Source organism: Pseudomonas migulae, from assembly GCF_024169315.1.
Lineage (GTDB): Bacteria > Pseudomonadota > Gammaproteobacteria > Pseudomonadales > Pseudomonadaceae > Aquipseudomonas > Aquipseudomonas migulae_B.
In genome coordinates, this window is record NZ_JALJWR010000001.1 from 4,956,933 (window position 1) to 4,979,451 (window position 22,519).

General features: G+C 58.4%; 14 protein-coding genes. 2 read left to right on the forward strand and 12 right to left on the reverse strand.

The genetic code is table 11. The annotated features are described in order from the left end of the window. Positions 1 to 42: 42 nt before the first annotated feature. Both J2Y86_RS22635 and J2Y86_RS22640 read left to right on the forward strand, forming a co-directional pair. Positions 43 to 2,829 carry an RHS repeat domain-containing protein gene (locus J2Y86_RS22635; protein WP_253436629.1) on the forward strand — a complete coding sequence of 929 codons (2,787 nt, stop codon included), beginning with the start codon at positions 43 to 45 and terminating at the stop codon, positions 2,827 to 2,829. Between the two features lie 61 nt (positions 2,830 to 2,890). After that, positions 2,891 to 5,635: an RHS repeat domain-containing protein gene (locus J2Y86_RS22640; RefSeq protein ID WP_253436632.1), complete on the forward strand. Its 2,745-nt coding sequence runs from the start codon at positions 2,891 to 2,893 to the stop codon at positions 5,633 to 5,635. Positions 5,636 to 5,713: 78 nt separating this feature from the next. Here J2Y86_RS22640 and J2Y86_RS22645 read toward each other — a convergent pair whose 3' ends face one another. The 12 genes from J2Y86_RS22645 to J2Y86_RS22700 form a co-directional block, all read right to left on the reverse strand. Next, positions 5,714 to 7,165, reverse strand: a complete 1,452-nt coding sequence (locus J2Y86_RS22645) for a mannose-1-phosphate guanylyltransferase/mannose-6-phosphate isomerase (protein ID WP_253436635.1) — start codon at positions 7,163 to 7,165, stop codon at positions 5,714 to 5,716. A 214-nt stretch (positions 7,166 to 7,379) separates the two neighbouring features. Further along, positions 7,380 to 8,036: an alginate O-acetyltransferase AlgF gene (locus J2Y86_RS22650; RefSeq protein ID WP_253436638.1), complete on the reverse strand. Its 657-nt coding sequence runs from the start codon at positions 8,034 to 8,036 to the stop codon at positions 7,380 to 7,382. Positions 8,037 to 8,050: 14 nt separating this feature from the next. Then, positions 8,051 to 9,226, reverse strand: a complete 1,176-nt coding sequence (locus J2Y86_RS22655) for an alginate O-acetyltransferase (protein WP_253436641.1) — start codon at positions 9,224 to 9,226, stop codon at positions 8,051 to 8,053. Positions 9,227 to 9,237: 11 nt separating this feature from the next. Then, complete coding sequence (locus tag J2Y86_RS22660) at positions 9,238 to 10,803, reverse strand: MBOAT family O-acyltransferase (protein ID WP_253436644.1); 1,566 nt, start codon at positions 10,801 to 10,803, stop codon at positions 9,238 to 9,240. A gap of 203 nt (positions 10,804 to 11,006) precedes the next feature. Continuing rightward, positions 11,007 to 12,131: a mannuronate-specific alginate lyase gene (locus tag J2Y86_RS22665; protein ID WP_253436647.1), complete on the reverse strand. Its 1,125-nt coding sequence runs from the start codon at positions 12,129 to 12,131 to the stop codon at positions 11,007 to 11,009. Positions 12,132 to 12,138: 7 nt separating this feature from the next. After that, a complete protein-coding gene (locus J2Y86_RS22670; protein WP_253436650.1) occupies positions 12,139 to 13,587 on the reverse strand; it encodes an alginate O-acetyltransferase in 1,449 nt (482 codons plus the stop codon). Positions 13,588 to 13,597: 10 nt separating this feature from the next. Then, complete coding sequence (algG, locus tag J2Y86_RS22675) at positions 13,598 to 15,169, reverse strand: mannuronan 5-epimerase AlgG (protein WP_253436654.1); 1,572 nt, start codon at positions 15,167 to 15,169, stop codon at positions 13,598 to 13,600. Positions 15,170 to 15,195: 26 nt separating this feature from the next. Beyond that, positions 15,196 to 16,680, reverse strand: coding sequence for an alginate export family protein (locus tag J2Y86_RS22680; RefSeq protein WP_253436657.1), 1,485 nt, complete (start codon positions 16,678 to 16,680; stop codon positions 15,196 to 15,198). Then, positions 16,677 to 18,182, reverse strand: a complete 1,506-nt coding sequence (algK, locus tag J2Y86_RS22685) for an alginate biosynthesis TPR repeat lipoprotein AlgK (RefSeq protein ID WP_367399730.1) — start codon at positions 18,180 to 18,182, stop codon at positions 16,677 to 16,679. The genes J2Y86_RS22680 and algK overlap by 4 nt, the downstream gene beginning before the upstream one ends. Positions 18,183 to 18,197: 15 nt before the next feature. Beyond that, positions 18,198 to 19,367 carry an alginate biosynthesis protein Alg44 gene (locus tag J2Y86_RS22690; RefSeq protein WP_253436660.1) on the reverse strand — a complete coding sequence of 390 codons (1,170 nt, stop codon included), beginning with the start codon at positions 19,365 to 19,367 and terminating at the stop codon, positions 18,198 to 18,200. A gap of 35 nt (positions 19,368 to 19,402) precedes the next feature. After that, positions 19,403 to 20,884: a mannuronan synthase gene (alg8, locus tag J2Y86_RS22695; RefSeq protein ID WP_437180668.1), complete on the reverse strand. Its 1,482-nt coding sequence runs from the start codon at positions 20,882 to 20,884 to the stop codon at positions 19,403 to 19,405. A 162-nt stretch (positions 20,885 to 21,046) separates the two neighbouring features. Further along, on the reverse strand, positions 21,047 to 22,363 hold the full coding sequence (locus J2Y86_RS22700) for a nucleotide sugar dehydrogenase (protein ID WP_253436663.1): 1,317 nt from the start codon (positions 22,361 to 22,363) through the stop codon (positions 21,047 to 21,049). Positions 22,364 to 22,519: the final 156 nt, after the last annotated feature.

Here is a 22,519-nt window from a genome sequence, read left to right on the forward strand (position 1 = left end):
TTTTAAGCATTAGCTGATTGCCATTCTTCAAGATGACTCATCATGGGTGTTCAAGTAACGGCAATGCATCGTCATACCCCAACGCTGATGGCCATCGATCCACGTGGTCTGGCCGTGTGTTCGGTGGGCTATTACCGTGCCGGTTCCGGTGATAACGCTGAAGCGCAGGTCAACCACACGGTCCACGACCCGGCAGGGCGGGCGATTGCCCAGCGGGACCCGCGTCTGTTCGTGGAGGCTTCGGCGCCGGCCAATGTGAGTACGATTCATGGGCTCTCCGGCACGGCTTTGTGCAGCGTCAGCGTCGATGCCGGGTTGCGTGTCAGTCTTTTTGGTGAGGCGGGACAACCGGTTCTCAGTTGGGATGGCCGGGGCTCACAACGTGGGATGCACTATGACAATCAGCAACGATTGACCGCGTTGTTCGAGCAAGCCTCGGAGGGTGAAGCGGTTTGCGCCGAGCGTTTAAGCTACGCGACGTACGATCCGGCGCTCGCCGATCACAACCAGTGCGGTCGGCTGATCAGCCACGAAGACGCTGCCGGTATGCTGCTGTTCAATGATTACGGATTGGCCGGTGCGGTACTCGAGCAAGAACGGCGTCTCAGTGACATCGCGCAGTCTTTTTCCACGCATTCTCGCTTTAACCCATCAGGCGATGTGCTGTCCCGGACGGATGCCCAAGGCAACGAACAGCGCTTCAGTCAGACCGTGGACGGCCAGTTACGCGCGGTGGATTTGTGCCTGAGCAACACAAGCGAAAACCTGCCGATGGTCAGCACCATCACCTACAACGCCCACGGCCAGGTCGAACGGGAAGTCGCCGGCAATGGCGTGATCACCACCCTCGAGTACGGAGTCGAAGACGGGCGTCTGCAACGCCTGCTATCCCGGCGCGACCCGAACGAGCCGTTGCAGGATCTGCGTTATGCCTACGACCCGGTCGGCAATGTGTTGAGCATCGAAGACGCCGTACTGCCAATCCGTTACTTCGCCAACCAACGAATCGAGCCGATCAGTCATTATCGTTACGACACGCTTTATCGGTTGATCGAGGCAACTGGCTGGGAAGCGGGTATCGTCAAGCACGGCCCCTCATCAGCGACGGCCGCCGATCCCGCCATGCCGGGCAATTACCGTCAGACCTACCGCTACGACGCCGGCAACAACCTGCTGGAACTGACCCACGTCGGCTCGCAAAACCCCGGCCATCGCCTCGTCGCGGATGCTTACAGCAACCGCTGCCTGCCGGTGCGCGATGGCGTGGAGCCGGGCGAAGAAGACTTTCGCAACGGCTTCGATTCCAACGGCAATATGTTGAAGCTGCATCCGGGACAAACACTGAATTGGGATCTACGCAATCAACTGCGCGAAGTGCGACCGGTCTGCCGTGATGGCGGCGAAAACGATTACGAACGTTATGTCTACGGCGCCGACGGCCAGCGTGTGCGCAAAGTTCGCTCGTTGCAGACCAAGGCGCAAACCGTGGTCATCGAAACGCTCTATCTGCCCGGCCTGGAAATCCGCACCCACAGCGGCACCGGCGAAGTGCTGCACGTCATCGACGTGGCGACCGGACGCGGCAGCGTGCGGGTGTTGCATTGGGAGGCGGGAAAACCAAACGAGATCACCAACAACCAGCGAAGTTACAGCCTGACAGATCATCTGGGGTCAAGCACGCTGGAGCTGGATCAGGATGGCAAGATCATCTCTCAGGAAAGGTATTACCCCTTTGGCGGAACGGCGTGGAGTAACGGCGAGACAGTGCAGGTCAGCTACAAAACGGTGCGGTATTCGGGGAAGGAGCAGGACGCGACGGGGCTTTATTATTATGGGTTGAGGTATTACGTGGCGTGGTCGCAGCGGTGGTTGAATCCTGATCCGGCAGGAGACATTGATGGCCTTAATTTTTATGCAATGGTAATGAATAATCCGGTGAGTCGAGCGGATCATTTTGGTTTATCTGGTGGGGACGCGGACACTCCTGCTGTGAATACAAGTCGTTACGGAACGAGCAGCGAAAAATGGCGTATTGCGACTTCCAACCTCCGTTCAATGTTATTTCCAGAAACACGCCCTACAGCGCTTATTCATCCAATGCTGGGAAGTAAGCGCGATGACAGGACCGCGACGGAAGTCCTATCCGATCAGTCACGTACAACAGAACGCTCTCATCAATACAGAGGTGTAAAGTATTTTTCTGCGGAAGAGCGTCAATCCTTTGTGGTTTCCATTAACAAAGGGCGACTTCATACCGTAGGGAACCAGCTTCTGACATCTTCTGCTGAGGGAGAGGTTAGGGGGCGAAAAATTATGAGGGAAACCCGAAGCACGACTTCGGCTGTTAACTGGAAAACTACACAGATGGCTTATGTTCTTGGTTGGAATCTGAATTCTCCAAATGAAAAGCAACTGCTTGTCTTTCAACATAAAATAAATGAGTTTCATCATTCTAGCGGTTTCGGCGGTGGCAGAGTACTTGATGCCGGGATGATGACAATTTACAAAGGAAAGATTGCATTCATTGAAAATAAGAGTGGGCATTATAAACCTAATATGGAGCAGAAAATGCACACTTTGCAATTTCTAAAACAATCAGGGGTTGATCTGTCGAGTACCTTTGTATCCGAACGCATTCCCATGGAGCATTCAGTTCGCGGCGATACGAAATCGCCACTTGTTGCAAATTTTGAATATTCGGATATCTATCGCGCAGATGATTTTTATAAAAGGCGCGGGGAAGGTGACGTGTCAAGAGTCCCTGACTATGATCCTGTTGATCCAAAGCGTTTCCAATATCAAACACAAGTGTATTGGTCGGGAGTTTAGTTTTAATTGTCGTTGGTCAGTGGGTTTCAGTTTTATTTACTAAGTTGCCGGGTTACGTGCTATGAAAATTCAACTACAGGTAACGCACAGGCATACCCCAAAGCTGATTGCCATCGAGCCCCGTGATCTGGTTGTACGCTCGATGGATTATTACCGTGCCGGTTCCGGTGATAACGCTGAAGCGCAGGTCAACCACACGGCCCACGACCCGGCAGGACGGGCGATTGCCCAGCGGGACCCGCGTCTGTTCGTCGATGCCTCGGCGCCGGCCAATGTGAGTACGATTCATGGGCTCTCCGGTACCGCCGTGTGCACCGTCAGCGTCGACGCCGGGTTGCGTGTCAGTCTGTTCGGCGAGGCGGGTCAGCCAGTTCACAGCTGGGATGGCCGGGGTGCGCAGCGCTGGATGCACTATGACAATCAGCAACGATTGACCGCATTGTTCGAGCAAACTGCAGAGGGGGAAGCAGTTTGCGCCGAGCGTTTGAGCTACGCGACGAACGATCCTGCGTTCGCCGATCACAACCAGTGCGGTCGGCTGATCAGCCACGAAGACGCCGCCGGTATGCTGCTGTTCAACGACTACGGATTGACCGGCGCGGCACTCGAGCAAGAGCGGCGTATCGGTGATATCGCGCAATCTTTTTCCACGCATTCACGCCTTAACCCATTGGGTGACCTGTTGTCTCGAACCGATGCCCAAGGTAACGAACAACGTGTCAGCCAGACCGTGGGCGGCCATTTATGCGCCGTGGATCTGCGCTTGAACAACACGCTGGAATGGCTGCCCATGGTCAGCTCCATCGCATACAACGCCCACCTCCAGGTCGAAAGGGAAGTCGCCGGCAATGGCGTGATCACTTCCCTCAAATACACCGCCGAGGATGGGCGCCTGCAACGCCTGGTATCCCGACTCGGTCAGAATGAGCCGTTGCAGGATCTGCGTTACACCTACGACCCGGTCGGCAATGTGCTGAGTATCGAAGACGCCGCGCTGCCGATCCGCTACTTCGCCAATCAGCGCATCGAACCGGTCAGCCATTATTGGTACGACACGCTCTATCGGTTGATCGAAGCAACGGGATGGGAGGCCGGATCGGTCAACCACGGTCCGTCGTCGTCGGCGACGACGGCGGATCCCGCCACCCCCGGCAACTACCGCCAAACCTATCGTTACGACGCCGGCAACAACCTGCTCGAACTCACTCATTTCGGCCCGCAAAATCACGGCCATCGCCTGATCGCCGCTGCCCACAGCAACCGCTGCCTGCCGGTGCGCGATGGCATCGAGCCGGGCGAAGACGATTTCCGCAACGGCTTCGATGCCAACGGCAACTTGCTGAAATTGGGACCGGGACAAACGCTGAGTTGGGATCTGCGCAATCAACTGCGCGAAGTCCGGCCGGTCGAACGCGACACGGGGCCTGACGATTACGAGCGCTACGACTACGGTGCTGACGGCATGCGCGTGCGCAAGGTTCGTTCGCTGCAGACCAATGCGCAAACGGTGGTCATCGAAACCCGTTACTTGCCCGGTCTGGAAATCCGTACCCACAGCGGTACCGGCGAAGTGCTGCATGTCATCGAAGTGGCGACCGGACGCGGCAACGTGCGGGTGTTGCACTGGGAGGCGGGAAAGCCGAATGGGATCACCAACAACCAGCAGCGTTACAGCCTGACGGATCATCTGGGTTCAAGCACGCTGGAGCTGGATCAGGACGCCAGCATTATCACCCAGGAAAGGTATTACCCGTTTGGTGGCACGGCGTGGAGTAACGGCGAGGCGGTGCAGGTGAGCTACAAAACGGCGCGGTACTCGGGCAAGGAGCTGGATGCGACGGGGCTTTATTACTATGGGTTCAGGTATTACGTGTCTTGGTTACAGCGGTGGTGCAATTCCGATCCTGCGGGACAGATTGATGGTCTGAACCTCTACTCGATGGTCAATAACTGCCCATTAGTTTTAAAGGACAATGCAGGTTTGGTAGGGGGGGGTACCGCCGAATCCAGTTATTTTAAGGAGCGAGGTATTGATGTACTAAAAAGAGGTGCGAAAGAAATAGGCAAAACATACCCGAAAATCGAAGAAGGTATTTCTGCTGGAATCGCTGGAAGTAAAGAGTTTGTCGCTGTGGCTATAAATAAGTTGCAGGATCCGGCGCAGGTTGAGTTTGTGGGGAGCATTCTCAAAGATTATTTCGGTAATACCCCTGAGAGTGAAGTTGATGTGCGTGAAGCCGCTCTCGCTACAGTTGAGGTTTTAAAAGTTCTCGGTGAAGGCGTAGAGCATCATTTAATGACAGCAGGGGAAGACATATTTATGGTCGACTTTAGCCAGAGTGGTCCAGTATTTACATTTCAAGGTGATCCCAGAATATACATAACATCCCAAGTTAATGACCGGGCGAGTGGAGCCTTTTTTTCTCGAGTGATCAATCATGAAAGTAGTCATTCATACAATAATACTGATGATATTTGGTCATACAAAAACCAGCGTATGGCCAGCACTGGGTTGAAGCATTATCAGGATCTTGAGAGGCTGGAGGCAGTGAAAGTCGCCAAAGATCCACTCTCCGCAGGAAGCAGATTGAATGTTGGGCTTTTGATTGGAGCGATCGACGGCATCGGAGCCGTCGCGGATATTATGGTTCAAGGCGTCGAGCCCGTACTTTCGGCCAGTTTGGAAAAGTATAAAACTGATGCTTCATTGCGAATAAAGGTAAATCTCCTAAACGCATCCAGCGTAGAAAGTCTGATTCATGCCTTGAATGTCAATGAGGTTCAAAAAAGGTATTTTGGTTTCTAACTTAAAAAGCCCCCACCCAACCCACTGCGGATAGGGAGCGCAGTGGGCTGGACGGGGGCTTTTCGTTTTACTGAACGCTTACTGCGCGATGGTTTTCACCGACACGCCACGCTCGATCGGCGTAGACCGACCATAGATATCTTCGAACCGCTCGATATCGTCTTCACCCAGATAGCTGCCCGATTGCACTTCGATGATCTCGAGTGGAATCTTGCCCGGGTTGCGCAAACGGTGAACCGAAGCAATCGGAATGTACGTCGACTGGTTTTCAGTCAGCAGGAACACATTCTCATCGCAGGTCACTTCAGCCGTGCCGCTGACCACGATCCAGTGTTCGGCGCGGTGGTGGTGCATTTGCAGGGACAGGCACGCGCCCGGTTTCACCGAGATGTGCTTGACCTGGAAGCGCCCGCCCATGTCGACCGAGTCGTAGGAACCCCACGGACGATAGACTTCGCAGTGGTTCTGGGTTTCGCTGCGACCCTGTTCGTTGAGGGTGTTGACCATCTGTTTCACGCCTTGGACCGAGTCCTTGTGCGCGATCATCATGGCGTCCTTGGTTTCGACGACCACGATGTTTTCCAGGCCGATCACCGACACCAGTTTGCCGTTGCCATGGATCATGCAGTTTTTGCTGTCCTGAATGACCACGTCGCCTTTGGTGACGTTACCGTTGACGTCTTTGTCATTCACTTCCCACAGCGACGCCCAGCAACCGACATCGCTCCAGCCGGCGGTCAACGGTACGACGCAGGCGCGTTGGGTTTTTTCCATCACGGAATAGTCGATGGAATTGTCCGGGCAGCAGGCGAAGGTGGCTTCGTCGATGGTGACAGTGTCGGCATCCTGTTCGCTGCGCTCAAGGGTCAGCAGGCAGGTGTCGTAGATGTCCGGATCGTGTTTTTTCAGCTCTTCGAGGAAGCGGCTGGCGCGGAACAGGAACATGCCACTGTTCCAGAAGTAACCGCCGGACTGGACGAACTCGGTGGCGCGTTTCACGTCCGGTTTTTCAACGAAGTGCGAGACGCGGCTGACGCCTTCTGGCAGCAGCGAGTCGTTGGTCGACTTGATGTAGCCGTAACCGGTTTCCGGTTTGGTGGCCGGGACACCGAACAGCACCATTTCGCCGTTTTCGGCGGCAACGGTGGCCAGGGCCAGGGCGCGTTGCAGGGCTTTCTGGTCTTCCAGAACGTGATCGGCCGGCAGTACCAGCATCAGTTCGTCACGACCTTCGTTGATCAGCATCATCGCGGTCAGGGCCACGGCCGGCGCGGTGTTGCGGCCGAACGGTTCCATCAGGATGCGCTGGGTTTCGAGTTTGCGCGCGGTCAACTGCTCGTTGACGATGAAGCGGTGGTCCTTGTTGCAGACCACGATCGGGGTGTCCATGCCTTCGAACACCAGGCGTTCCAGGGTTTGCTGGAACAGCGTGTGTTCGCCGGTCAGGGCGAGGAATTGCTTAGGGAACTGCTTACGGGAAAGCGGCCAAAGACGTGAGCCACTACCACCTGACAAGATTACCGGAATCATGTTGTTACTCCTTGAAAATCGTATGGGTCAGAGCTACTGCGTTCTGTCGTTTCACTCTTGTTCTTATTCCGTGTCCGGATTGACGACCCGGTCCAAGGTGGGAGCGGGCTTGCTCGCGAAAGCGGTGGGTCAGTCAACATCATCGTTGAATGTAAAACCGTATTCGCGAGCAAGCCCGCTCCCACAGAGGGGATGCGTCAATCCGGAAAATTATTTAGCGCGTCGAAACCGGGCGTTTTACCCAGACTGGCGACAGGCTGCTGCCGTTGCCGGTGACGTACAGCACCGCTGCTTCGCCGCGTTCCAGGGCAACCGGTTTCACGTCGCCTACTTTCGTGGCGCCATCGTATAGGGCCAGGCTGACTTTGACCGGGTTGATTTCACGCTCGCCACGGCCCTTGGCGGCCACGGATGGCACTACTTCGGTCTTGCCGTCAGCGGTTTTCAGGGTCAGGGCCTTGTCGCTCAGGTTCTGTACGCGAACCAGGGATTTCTGCTTGTTCTTGAACGGCGGCTCTTCGATCAGTTGCGGCGCGCCGCTGGCGTTGTTGACCAGGGTGTAATAGTGATCGCCGGCCAGTTTCACCGGCAGGGTCTGGCTGCCGACCTTGGCGCTGTAGTCACCGCCCGGCATGAAGCTGAAGTCAGTGCTGGACAGCGGCGCGACTTCGGCCAGGTTGGTGCTGCCGACGGTGGCGCTGACTTCAGCGTTGCCGGCGTTGTAGACACGCACGAAGCTCGAGCCTTTCGGTGCGGTCGGGCCGTAGAGCGCGGAGTCACCACCGGCGAAGGCGTTCATGGAAAGGACGCTGAAGGTCGCGGCCAGAGCAAAGGTCTTGGCGAGACGGCGAGGAGTAGTAGTGAAAGTCATGGTGTACCTCTCTTTCAGTTTTGCGCCCGGTCGGGCGTCTCGGATTTAGTGTTTGCGGCTACGTTTTGTTGGCGGGCGCCGGCTTCTTTGAGCTCTGCGACCCACTGCGGGTCGGCGTCGCCGATTTCGTTGTTCACAGGCAGATAACGTTCAGGAAACTCCCAGATCAGCACCTGTGGCGGGCTGTTCTTGAAGGCATCGCTTTTCAGGTAGCTGAGCATCGGCAGAATCGGACCGTGGCCGTCTTCGGCGTAATTGACCACGTCGCTGTTCAGTGCTTCTTTCAGCGCGCCGACGAAGTTCCAGTTCGGGTTGGCGCTGTAGCTGGTGCCGATCAGGGCCACCGGCACTTCGGTGTTGGCGAACAGCGCGTCATCACCGGCCGGCTGGTCTTGTGCCACAACGGTGTTGCGCTTCTGCAACGGCTCTGGCTTCGGCATCAGGTTTTCGAACAGCGGATCGAGCGGCAGGAACAAACGCAGGTCACCCTTGTGGGTCACTGTCTCTGCCGGCTCGGTGACGAAGCGCTGAGGCTCGCCGCTGAGCGGGGCTTTTTCGGCAATGGTTTTGGCCAGGGTCTCGGCAGCGATTTGCGCGCCTTCCGGGGTCCAGTGGGTGTCGGTGCGCAGGAACACTTGCTGACCGTCGAGCTTGGCCTTCAGCAGCGGACCGTACAGGTCAGGAGCAAGGACCTTGTTGGCCGCCACTCGAGCGTGGAAGTCCTCATAGAGGTTGGCGTGAATGCTCGAAGGCTTCACTTCACCCAGGTGTTCCGGGTACAGGCGAGTCTTGGCCGGCACGATCGCCATCACCAGTTTCACGCCTTTGGCTTTCAGTTCCTGGCGCACGCCTTCGACCAGCGCGTAGTTGCCTTGCAGGTTCAGTTCTTCGTTGACGATCGGGTTGAATTCTTCATCGCTGTACAACCACTGGTCTTGACCGAGCACGACGCCCGGACGACCTTCGTTGAACAGTTTGAAATCCAGCGCGGCCCAGAGGTTGGTGCCCAGGCGCTTGATCGGGAACTCGTCGTCGTAGTGCGTTTCCACGGCTTTGGCCCAGCGGCCATTGAGCACCGTCGCATCGGCGTTGGTGCTGAAGCCGAGGAAGCTGCGCGTCGACCACAGGCCCAGGACCAGCAGGGTCACCATGAACAAGGTGATGTAGAAGATACGTAATGAGCGGGTCATGGTCAGATCCCTCAGAACTGGAAGTAAAGGAACGGCGAGAAGCTTTGCGCCGAGAGTTTGAAAATCGAAGCGATGAACAGCACCAGTACCAGCGTGCGCATCACGTAACGCGACCAGTCCGCGGTCCAGTAAGCCGGTTGCACGGAGGCTTCAACGCCAACGGTGTAACCCGGTTCGTGGATGCTGGCCGGGTTGTCGCCTGGTACAGCCTTGATCATTCCAGGTGTCGCGGCGGCAGGGCCGTCGGCCTCGACGTTCACGGCAGGCTTGGTCTTCTCAGGTGGCAGGTTGCTGTAGAAATCACGAATGCCGAAGAACGCCAGGGTCATGTAAGCCACCACCAGGGTCGCGATTTGCAGACCGGTGAGGCTGGCCTGGTTGAGTTCCGACAGCGACCATTCGCCGAAGCTGAACATCGCACCGTACATACGGCCGGCGACGTGCAGGTTTTCCGAACGGAAGATCACCCAGCCCATGACCACGAGCAGGAAGGTCAGCGCCCAGCGGATCGGGTTGATGCTGCGCGGTGAAGTGTTCAGGCCCAGGGCTTTTTCAATGGCCAGCCACATGCCGTGCCACGCACCCCACACGATGTAGGTGATGTTCGCGCCGTGCCACAGACCACCGAGCAGCATGGTCAGGAACAGGTTGCGATAGGTCATCAGCGTGCCTTTGCGGTTACCGCCCAGCGTGATGTACAGGTAGTCACGCAACCAGGTCGACAGGCTGATGTGCCAGCGACGCCAGAACTCGGTGATCGACTGGCTGATGTACGGCTGCTTGAAGTTTTCCATGAAGCGGAAACCCATCATCAAGCCCAGGCCGATGGCCATGTCGCTGTAGCCGGAGAAGTCGAAGTACAACTGCGCGGTGTAGGCGAGGGCCCCGAGCCAGGCGTCGCCCGTGGTCGGGTTCTGCAAGGCGAAGCAATGGTCGGCAACCACCGCCAGAGTGTCGGCGATGAAGACCTTCTTGATGAAACCCTGCATGAACCGCGTGGCACCTTCGGAGAACTTGTCGAGGGTGTGGGTGCGGTTGTTGAACTGGTCGGCGAGGTCGCGGAAACGCAAGACCGGGCCGGCAATCAGGTGCGGGAAGATCGCCACGAACGCTGCAAAGTCGATCAGGTTACGGGTCGCCGGGGTGTCACCGCGGTAGACGTCGATGATGTAGCTGATGGACTCGAAGATGTAGAACGAGATCCCGATCGGCAACAGCACGTGGGTCAGGATGAACGGCGACAGACCGACCGAAGTCATCATCGCGTTGATGCTGTCGACGCCGAAGTTGGCGTACTTGAAGTAGCCGAGAATGCACAGGTCGACGGCCACGCCAAGCAGCAGCCAGCGCTGGGCCGGTTTGGTCCTGACGCCTGCAGCGCCGACTTTGAGGCCGATCCAGTAGTTCCACAGCGTGACGGCGGCGAACAACGCGAGGAAGTCCACGCGCCACCAGGCATAGAACACATAGCTGGCGATCAGCAGCAGCAGGTTGCGATAGCGTATTCCGCTCAAGTAGTACATGCCGAGAAAGATCGGCAGGAACAAAAACAGGAACACGTTGGATGAAAATACCATCCCGGTCTCTCCATGTTTAACCAACAGTCAAGGGCCGCAGCCCCCCCAAACCCCCCTGTGATATTTGAGGGGCAACACAACTTCAATGTGGGAGCGGGCTTGCTCGCGAAAGCGGTGTATCAGTCGACATCATTGGTGCATGTCAGACAGCATTCGCGAGCAAGCCCGCTCCCACAGGATCTCTATTCCACAGGGGATCTGTGTCAGCTCCCCTTATTGCCTTTTTCGTTGGCCGGGTCGTAGACCTTGGTCAGGTCACCCCCGAGGCGGAAGGTCTTGAACGGCTGCATCTCGCGCTTTTTCTCAAGCACATCCGGCGAGCAGGTGTAGAGCGTGCAGAACGGTTCGAGCCAGGCGAATTTCGAGTCGACCTTGAGGTCGGTCATGTCCTGTTCCTTGCCGTTCTTCTTCTCGAATTCTTCCGGGTCCTTGACCCCTGCGAGCACTCGATCACCCAGGCGTTTCAGCGCGCCGTTGTTTTCCTGACGCAAATCCACACCGTTGACCTGGGCGAAACTGGCGATCATCGCCAGTGGCGGCAGGGCATAGTTGTGATAGGCGAGGGCGCGTTGCTGGCGCTTGAGTTCGTTGGGCAGGAAACCCTGGGCGTCAATCTGATTGGCGCCGACCTTGAATTCCTTCACCGACCAGTCGAACAGGTCGCGACGGTTGGTGGCGATGGACGTTGCCATCACCGACCAGGCGGACCAGTACGAGTGGTTGTTGGTTTTATCCAGCGGCAGGTTGTCCCAATCGCTGACCACCTGATCAGCCATTTTGCTGAACCAGGCTTCAATCAGCTGCGACTCTTGCTGGTGGTTGGCCAACGGATGCGAGTCGGAGAATTTCAGGCGCAGGTACGAAGACGCCATGCTGCCCAGCGCCCATTTGCGCATCGACTTGCCGGTGTGGTTGAAGTCCTTGGACATCAGCGCATCGGCCTTGGCCCACGCGGTCAACCAGTTCAGCGTGCATTCGAGCTGTTCCGGGCGACCGTCACGCATGTACTGCATCACGCGCTTGCTGGTGCCGCGCTCAATCTTGGTGATGTCGGCGGTGGTGTCACGAAAGGCTTTTTCCGAGGCTTCGTTCAGGGTCGAACGAGCCTTGTCGGAGCCTTCGTACTTGCTGCGAAATTGCAGCGAGCCGGTGTAGGGCGTCGGCATTGCGTCACAGCCTTCGCTCTTGTCGCCGGTTTTGACTTTTTCGATCGGCGCGAAGTAACCCTGGGGTGGACGCAGGGGCGCGGCGGCCTGAGTCGCACCGGCAAACATGGCCAGGCTCAACAGGGACGGTGCGATCAGTCTTTTCAAAGTTCGGGTTTGCATGATTGCCTCATTGCCCGGCCTGAGCGGTACGTTGCTCAGCGCCTGGGAACACGTTGCGTTTGCAGATTTTCGCTTCGACTTTCTGTGGCGCGGCACCTGCTTCAGGGCCCTGGACTTCGACGGCCAGCAGATTCTGCGAGGCCCAGTCTTCGTCCGTGCGCAACTCGAAGGCGAAACGCCCGTCGGTATCGGAGGTTTCCGGTTTATCGATCTTGATGTCCTCGTGGCGACCGTTCATGTACCAGAGGGTGGCTTGCAGGGTTTTCACCGATGGATCGGCGAAGCGGATATCAACCTGGTGACTGCTGTTTTGCAGGTTCAGGTTCTTGCTGTTGACCATCAATTCGTTCTTGCCCGGTTTCAACGTGGCACTGCCGCTCATCTGTGCATCCTTTCCTTCGCAACCGTTGTCCAGCAGCGCCATCATCTGGCGGTAGATGGTTTCCTGGTCGAGGCGATAGAGCGGCGAGAATTCCCAGATCAGAATCTTCGGCGGCTTGGTCTGGAACTCTTCGCTGCCCAGGTACTGCAGCATCGAACCTTCCAGGCCACCGCCGGGGAATGCCACGTTGAGGATGTCGGCGCCGATGGCCTCTTCGAGGAAACCGGCGAAGTTGTAGTTCTTGCCACTGTGGCTGGTGCCGACCAGGGTGATCTCGGGATTGCCGGAGTCACTGAACAGATCGCCATCCGCCGCTTCGCCTTTCGGCTCGGTGGTGAACTGATCCATGTACTGGATCGCGTAGCTGGTGCCACAGAGTTGACCAGCCATGTTGTGTAACGTTCCGGTCTTGCCCATGCGACCCGACTTGTGGCTCTCGAATTCGCGTTTCGGAATGCCAGCAAATTCAGGCAATTGCTTGATTTTCTCACCGACGATTTTCGCCGTGCGCTGGGCGCCATACGGCGTCCAGTGTTGGTCGCCGCGGAAGTAGAAGTCGTGGGCGGGCAAGGTGTCGGGCAGCGATTCGTTGGTCAGCGGCGACAGGTCCGGCACTACGTAACCCATCTGCTCGAAACGGCCGAGCATGGTCTTGTAGTTCTTCAGCGCCTTGTCGAAATCGAACTTGGCCTTGTCTTCCGGATTGAGCTTGTTGCGGTTCACCAGGCCACGCGTAGGTTGATAAACAACAACGAGTTCCACGCCTTTGCTCTTGAACGCATCGTGCAGTTCTTTCATGCGTTTGTAGCCGGCGGGCGTGGTGTCGAATTCGGTGCGCAAGTCTTCCTGCGTACGGAACAGCCAGTCGCCCTGGGCCTGCACCAGCGTGGTGAAGTTCTGCTGGTAACGCGTGGTGTAGTTCTTCGCGTCATGGGCTTCGGGGCACAGGTTGCAGCACGGCTCGGCGTTGAATGCCGGTGCCTTGGCTTCATCGGCACGGGCGCCCGCGCTGGCCGCGAGAATGCCGACCGTCAGGGCCGACAAGCTGAGTAATTTGATCAAGTGTGGGTGCATAAAATTATCCTCAGTCCCGCATTTCGGTCTGGCGTTCGACAGGGTCGATCAGCACGGCTTTCTGCTGGCGCACCAGCAGGTCGAGAATTTCATCCTGACGCTCGCCGAGAATCCCGTTGAAGCTGATGCCGCTGGATTTGGTCGGGGCGAGCATGGAGACGCGGTACAGCTCGACGCTCAGCGGCGAGTCGATGGACAGCGGTCCGCTGCCATTGCCGGCCAGTTCACCGCCGACGATGATCAGCGACACCTGGGCATCGAACGGATCGAGCTTGATGTCACGGTCGGTGTCGCTCAAATCCTTGATGTGGCCGTAGACGCCAGTCAGTCCGTTGGCCATGGCGAGGTTTTCGTAGAGGCGGATGTTCACGCTGTTACGAATACGAATGCCGTGGCGCTGGTTGCTGATCACCTTGTTGGCCCATAGCAGGTTGTCGGCACTCTCGTAGAGGGTGATGCCGTCGGTGTGGTTCTTGTAGATCTCGTTGTAGGCGATGACGTTGTTGACACTGTTCCGGTCGATCACCAGGCCCGACAACTTGTTGTCGTAGCTGCGGTTGTTGAAGATGAAACTGTCGTTGACCTCACGGGAAATAATGATCCCGTGCTTCTTCTTGGTCCCGTAGACGGTGTTGTCCGCGATGATCAGACCGTGGGAACGGTCATGCGGGTCGATGCCGTAGACGATGTTGTCTTTGTAGGTGTTGCCCTTGACCACGAAGTCGCGGGTTTCGTAGCAGTAGAAGCCGTACCACATGTCCGAGAACTCGGAGCCGACGATCCAGCCGCTCGGTTCAGGGCGCTTGAGCACCTTGGCCATGTTTGGCGTGTACTGGGAAATACTCACGCCGTACGACTTACTGTTGGCGTAACCGAAACTGGCGATCTTGCTGTTGGCGATGTAGGTCTGGGTGCCGCCCCAGGACAGCAGGAACGGACGAAACTCCTTCGGCGACTTGAAGGCCGCCGGGCCGTTTGCCTTCTCGCTCCAGCCAGTGATTTTGGTGTCACGCACAAACAATTGGCCGTCGTTGACCATGAACGAACCGGCCTCCTGGGACAGGCGCAATTCCTGGGTCTGCTTGTCGATTTCCAGGATGCCTTTCTCGCCGACCACAATCGGCAACTTCGCCAGGAACACGCCCGGCGAGGTTTCGCTGAAGTACTGCTTGGGCAGTTTCTTCGCCAGGTCCTTGAGGTTCATGTAGCCGTCGTCGATGAAAATCGCCTGCGGGATACCGTGCTGACGCACCACCCATTCAGCCATTTTGTTATCGCCGCCGATGAAGTCCTTCAGGGCGTTTTCCTGCATCATCCGGCGCACGCTGATCTTGCCGGCCTTGGTGCGCACGACTTTCGCGGCGATGGCTTCGGCGGTGTAGCCGGAGGTGTCCGGCAGTTTCGGTTTTTCCAGCTCCAGCGGCGCGGTGGGCGCGCTGCTGACGGTGTAGGTCTTGGCCTGCTGCAATTCCTTGGCCGTGGTCACCGGCTTGACCGGCTCCACATTGGCGAAGCACGCCGAGCTTGCCAGCAGCATCGCGCCGGCCAGCAAGGTCAGTGAGCCTCTCTTCGGACTGTTCATGTCAGGAACTCCCTTAGCGGTTCGCATCAGAAGCGCCAGATCACGTCGACAAACGCGCGGTGCATGTACGAGTCGACTTCTTTGCCATAGGCATCGCCCGGCTTGAACACACCGCCACGCAAGCGCACGAGGGCCGACGGTTCGTCGATCGACTGGCTCAGCGCGGCAGGCAACAGGCCTTGCTTGAAGTACTTGGTGACCACGAGGTCCATTTCCTGGCCGAGGTCTTTGTTGCCATCTTCCAGCGGTAACGAGGTGCTGGAGAGAATCGCGCCGGTCGGGTCAGTGTCGTTCTCGACGGCGTTGATGCCGTTGCTGCCGACCGGCTTGTTGCCGTCGACGCGCCAGAACTTGTGGTAGATCACACTGGCGTCGTATTCGTCGTTGAGCATCCACGAGCCGAACAACGTTGCGGTTTGCATGTTGTTCATTTCGCCACGGAAGGCTTCGCCGAAACGGTGAACCCGCGAACGCGTACCGGTGTAGTTCGAGCGGTTGCTTTCCAGGCCGTTCTGTTCGTAGTCGGCACTGGCGCGGGCATAGGCTGCACCCACTTGCCATTGCGGATCGAGGCGCAGGCGCACACCGACATCGGTGGCCCAGCCGTTGAGGTCTTCACCGCGCTTGGCGTCGGTTGGACGCGTGCCGTCGGCGTTGAGCTGATTCACCGTGTCGGTGTCGCCGCTCATGCCGGTGACGCTGCCCCAGTAATTGACGGTGTTGGTGTTGCGGTAGTTGTAGGCGTCGCTGTCGGCGGTGAGGCCGAGCCAGCTGATGTCGCCGTTCTGTTTCTTGTCCAGCGAGTCGCCGGCCACACCCGGTTCCGGGTAATCGAGCTTGCCGTCATCGTGGGTATGATGACCGCGAATCCCGACCCAGTTGCCCGGCGTCCATTGATACGCGGTATCGGCGTAGACGTGCAGGCGATCCTTGTCTTTCGGTGCCAGTTCTTTCAGGTCGGTGCGGTATTCGCTGAAGCGTTCGGCAATACCGACGTTGGCGCGCAACAAGGTGGTGTCGAAGGTCCAGTTCAGGGCTTCGATGTTGGTGTCGCGCCATTGGCCGTCGTCGTTGCGCAGGCGTTGGCGACCGAGCTTCAATTGCTCGCCCGGATACGGCGTGAAGCCGCTGTAGCCGACCCAGAATTCGCGCATGGCCAGGTAGTTTTTCTTGGTCTTGCGATCACCGTTGTCGGTGGCCTGGGTGCCGTCGTTGTCGGACTGCTGCAAGGTGTCGGTTTCGATGATGTCGGTGGACGTCACGGCCTGACCCATGGCGTAGGCGCTCCACGAGCCGCTCTCGCCATAGACCCATGGACGCAGGTCGAGGCCGACGCCGTTGACGTCGCCGCCACTGGCGGTGCCGAGGTCACGGTCATCTTCGGACTGACCGGTGACTTTCACGTCCAGACCGAAATTCTTGGCTTCGGTCTCTGCCGCCAGGGTTGGACAAGACCAGATCAGCGCGAACGTCAGACCGATACCGGCCTTCATGAATGGATTCAACTTCATAGGGATTCCTCGCCGTCTTCTTCTTCCAGGGCATGCAGTTCCAGCGTGTTCTGGCTCAAGGCGCCACGAACGGCCTGTTCTTGTTTCAACAGGCGTTGGGCCTCGGCGAGCTGGGCAGGCGGCAGTTGGGCTTCGAGTGTCTGCGCAAGCTCGGTGGCTTGCGGGGTGTTCTGGGCCTTGGCCAATTGGCTGAAGACATAAGCATTAAGCGGGTTGGGCCGGGTGCCCTTGCCTTGGGAAAACAGCTGGGCGATGGCGAAGTCGGCACTGTTCTGGCCGTTGCGCGCAGCCTTGAGCAGGTGGTCCAGCGCTTTCTGCGAATAAACCTTGCCCAGGTAACCGCGACGGTAGATCTGGCCGAGGTAGTAATCGGCGGCCACTTCTCTGTCGACGGCTTTCTTGAAGTGTTCTTCGGCGACCTTCGCGTCGGCCGGCACCATTTTGCCTTCGTAGTAGAGCTTTCCGAGCAACAGTTCGGCGCGCGGCTGGTCAGCGGCACGGCCGTTGTCCAGGTACTTCATCATCGTGTCGACGTCGCCGAGTTCCGGGAAGTCGTACAGCAATTGCGCCAGGCTGACCCACGAAGCGGGGTAGCCGGGGGCGATGCCTTCGAGCAGCGACTGAGCGGTTTTCTCGTCGGTCTTGCCCAGGCTTGCATCACCGAGCACACGAGCGACGCTGTCAACGCGCTGAGCAGAAACGGTTCCACGGGCATGCGCCGCTTGCATCTGTTTGATCAGCTCGGCCTGCTGTTCCGGTTTGCCTTGTTTCTGGTAAACCGTGGCCAGCTCGACGTAGCAGATGTCGGTGGTGTTCAACGCGGCTTTGCAGATGGTGACGACTTCGTCGAGGTGCTGGTCGTAGGTGCCCTGGGTGCGATAGAGCAGCACTTGGGCCAGGCCCGCTTCAGGCTTGCCTTCGGCGCGCCATTGGCTGATCTGCTGTTGCGCGTTGACGTTCGGGAAACTGTGGGGGTATTGCAGGTACAGCATCGCCAGCGGAATCAGCGTATTGCCTTCGCCATTGGCCGAGGCTTTTTTCAACAGGCCTTCGGCTTCGTGCTGTTCGGCTTCGGTGGAACCGGGCTTGGCCACCAGCAGGCGACCCAGGCGAGCCTGAGCCCGCGGCGAAACATCGGCTGCGGCGCGGTAAGTCGCCTCGGCCTGCTTGATCTGCGCCGGGTCGCGGCTGTCGACCTGGATATCGGCGAGGCCTACTTGAGCCTCGCTGTAGCCGAGGTCGGCCAGTTGCTTGTAGTTCTGCTGCGCCAGCGTGGTGTCGCCGCGCTTGAGAGCTTCATTGGCCAGGCGCTGGTCGGGCAGACCGGCGCAACCGGCCAGGCTTACGGCCAGGGCCAGCGAACAGAACGCGTAACACATGTGAGAGCGGGCTTGCTCGCGAAGCAGGCGCTGCGATGCATCAGGCAGACCGCGTTGTTCCCTTCGCGAGCAAGCCCGCTCCCACAGGGTTTGCGGTGTTTTCAAGAGACTGATAATGGTCACAGGCATGTCCTCTGCTTAAATACCGGAAGCCATGGCTTTATCGATCAGCCAGTTCAGGTTCGGGCCACGGTCGCTGTTCACTTCAACCGGGCGGCCGGCGAATTTGCTGTCCAGCGGTTCGTCAGGCTGGATCAACACGCGGATGTCGGATGACAGGTCGGCGCTTTTCAGGCTGGTGCTGCTGACGATCTTGCCGGTGCGGGTTTTGTCTTCGCCGGCAATCTGGAAGCTGACGTTGGTGCCTGGACGCACATCGCCGAACTGGCGATAGGAGAAGCGTGCTTCGACGTTGGCTTCGCTGTTACGCGGCACCAGTTGGAAGATCACGTCGCCCTTGCTGGCGTACTGACCGTTGGCGACCAGTTGCTGGGCCACGGTGCAATCGCACGGCGACGTCAGGGTGCCGGTCATTTGCTTGCCGAACAGTTCTTCAACCTTGGCCGGTTGCAGTTGATTGTCGTCAAGATGACCCTTGAGCACGTCGAGCATGCTGGTGCTGAAGGTCGCAAGCGGCGCGCCTTTGGCAGCGATGCCGTCAGCCTTGATCAGGCTCTGCACGGTGCCGTCGCGCGGCATGGTGATGTTCATGCCTGGCACGCTGACCAGACCGGCCTGGGCGTGGCTGACGAAGTACATGCCGTACACCGATTTGAAAATGAAACCGAACGCCGCCAGGCCGACGAGGAAAATCGCCAGGCTGAAGGTCACTGCACGCAGGCGACCGAACGCAGACATGCCGTGGCCGCCATCCTTGACCTTGCGCGCCTTGGTGAAGTTGTCGCGCTGCAGGGTCGCCAGCACTTCACCCATGCTGACGATATCGCCGGCCAGGTGCGAGGTGATCAGGTGGCGCAGGGTCGAGATGTCTTGCGGTTCCAGGTTCTGGAACTGGCAGCCGGCACGACCGGTCTGGCGGTCGACGGAGCGCACTTGCAGCTCCACGTCCATGGCCAGGCCGAGGTTATCGATGACGAACTGCAGGCGAGCCTTGTACACGTCGCCGATCTTCAGTGGCAGTTGACCGGCGTTGAACGCCAGGCCACCTGCGGAGAGGTCGATCACTCGAGCTTCCATCGGCGTCCGGTCCGGACCGAAGAAACGCAGCTTGGCCGGAATTTTCACTCGGGCGTGTTGGCGCTGGGCTTCTGACTCATGCACTACGTTGGCGTTGACGGCGGTATTCATATGGGCGATTTCCTAGTTAATTCAGGCGAGTTCGGTCAGACCATCATCAGCAGCACGGCGACAAAAATGCTGCCGGCGGAGAAGGTCATGGTCCGAGACGACCAGGTGTTGAACCAACGTTGAAAGCTGGCGAGATCACGGGTCAGGGAAGTGGGCTGGCGAGTCCAGGATTGTTGGTCGAGGCGGAAGAACACGTAGATCTTCACCAGCGCGCCGACGATCTGGTTGTAATAGAGAATCGCCGGGTAGGCCGGGCCGATCCGGTGACCGGAGCAGGACAGCAGCAGGGTCAGGATCAGACGGGTGATGCCGATCCACAGCAGGTACACCAGGATGAACGCGGTGCCGTACTTGAAGGACGCGATGATCGCGACCGTCAGGCCCAGCAAGGACGTCCACATCGATACACGCTGATCGAACAGCACCACCGAGGTGAACAGGCCGAGGCGTTTGACACCCAGGCCCAGAGCGCGAGCGTTCTGGCGCAGGTTGTTGCCGTACCAGCGGAACATCAGTTTGCGGCTGGCCTTGATGAAGCTTTTTTCTGGCGGATGCTCCACGGTGTGGATCGCGGCGTCCGGTACGTAGAACGTGTCGTAGCCCAGGCGCATCAGGCTGAACCAGCTCGACTTGTCGTCACCGGTGAGGAACTTGAAGCGGCCCAGGCGCCAGTGTTGCAGCGAGTCGCTTTCCACGTCGGCGATGAAGTCCGGGTTGGTGACCACGGTCGCACGGAACACCGACATCCGGCCGGTCATGGTCAGCACGCGCTTGGACAGGGCCATCGAGCACATGTTGATGTGGCGCTGGGCGAATCGCAGTTTGTGCCATTCGCTCATGATGTAGCCGCCGCGCACTTCGCAGAATTCGTTGGTGGTCAGGCCGCCGACGTTGCCGAACAGCTGGAACCACGGGACGGTCTTGAGCACGGTGCCCTCGGCGAGCACGGTGTCGCCATCGATCACGGCAACCACTGCACGGTCGTCCGGCAGGTGGCGGGAGATGGCGCGGAAACCGTAGGCCAGGCCGTCACGCTTGCCGGTGCCGGGAATGCGCACGAAGTCGAGCTTGACCCGCTCAGGCGGATTCATCCGGGCCCAAAGGCTTTTCACCAGCTTCTCGTCGGACATTTCCACGATCGAGCAGACCATGGTGGTCGGCAGGCCGCAGTCGATCGCTTCGCGAATCACCGAGGCATAGACCTGGGCAGTGGTCAGCGCGTCGATACGGAAACTGGTGACCATCAAGAACACATGGGACGGGTTTGCCGCTTTACCCAGCTTGCGCACTTTGCGCCGCAGGTGCGGGTAGACCACGTACAGAAACAGCATGCCGCGCAGGAAGTGCGTGGCACCCATCGAATAGCGCCAGATCCCGATGAAGCCGATCAGGAAGATGAAATCCTTCGACTCGGAATCGAACGTAGTCGCAGGCAACGCCATGGCGATGCCCATCAGAATACTTAAGTAAAACAGCCAACCGGCGGCCTGAAGTAGGCCGTGCTTTAGCCTGTGCATAATCTGCATCCGTCTCTATCTCGGGCGAGCCTGTGGGGTGGCCCGATGGGGTTAAGGCAGGCATAAAAGCTGTAGGAGCGAGGCTTGCCCGCGAAGGCTGCCTGCCTGACACACCGGGACGCCTGGTTCGCCGGCAAGCCTGGCTCCTACAGGGAGCGGGTATTACCAGCAGATGCCTTCAGTCCGGCCACTCACGCTGGTGGCTTTGGACATGAAGCCGACCAGGTCGATCACTTGCTTGCCGTGTGGAGCCTGTTCCGCCAGAGCGCGGAATTTCTCGTCACGGTTGCCGAGGATGATCACGTCGGAGTTGTTGATCACTTCGTCGAAGTCGGAATTGAGCAAGGACGAGACGTGAGGGATCTTCGACTCGATGTAATCCTTGTTCGCACCGTGAACGCGGGCGTATTCAACGTTGGCGTCGTAGATGCTCAGGTCGTAACCCTTGCCGATCAGCATTTCGGCCAGATCCACTAGCGGGCTTTCGCGCAGATCATCGGTGCCGGCCTTGAAACTCAGGCCCAGCAGGGCGACTTTGCGTTTGTCGTGGCTGGAAACGATGTCGAAGGCGTTCTGCACCTGGGATTCGTTGCTGCGCATCAGCGAGTTCAGCAGCGGCGATTCCACGTCCAGGGCGCCGGCGCGGTAGGTCAGGGCGCGCACGTCCTTCGGCAGGCAGGAGCCGCCGAACGCGAAGCCTGGGCGCATGTAGTATTGGGACAGGTTCAGCGTTTTGTCCTGGCAGACCACTTCCATCACTTCACGACCGTCGACGCCGCACGCCTTGGCGATGTTGCCGATCTCGTTGGCGAAGGTCACCTTGGTGGCGTGCCACACGTTGCAGGTGTACTTGATCATCTCGGCAACGGCGATGTCCTTACGGATGATCGGCGCGTCGAGTTCTTCGTACAGCGATTGCAGAACGTCGCCGGATGCCTTGTCGAACTCGCCGATGACGGTCATCGGTGGCAGGTCGTAGTCGGCGATCGCAGTGCTTTCACGCAGGAACTCAGGGTTCACTGCCACACCGAAATCAACGCCGGCTTTCTTGCCGGAGCAATCTTCGAGAATCGGGATGACAACGTTTGCGACAGTGCCTGGCAATACGGTGCTGCGAACCACGATGGTGTGGCGGGTGGTCTTGTCACGCAGGACAAAACCGATCTCGCGGCACACTGCTTCGATGTAGTTCAGTTCCAGATCGCCGTTCTTCTTGCTCGGCGTGCCGACGCAGATCATCGACAGGTCGGTGTCGCGAATCGCCTCGGAGAAGTTGGTCGTACCGCGCAAACGGCCGGTTTCGATACCCTTGGCCAGCAGTTCGCCCAGACCCGGTTCAACGATCGGCGATTTGCCGGCGTTGATCATATCGATCTTGTCTTTGGCGACATCGACGCCAACGACGTCATGGCCCCGTGCAGACAGGCAACCGGCACATACTGCACCGACGTAACCCAAACCAAATATGCTGATGCGCATCGCATTTACCTCTGTATTTATCAAGCCATTACATGGCCGGAGTTAATGGTGTTCAGCGGTCATAGTGCACTCGGAAGTTTTGGCGACAGGCGCCGCAATGCCGTGTGCAGGCATACTAAGTTCCGAGTGTCTAAATAAGTGCACTCAAGGTGTGCG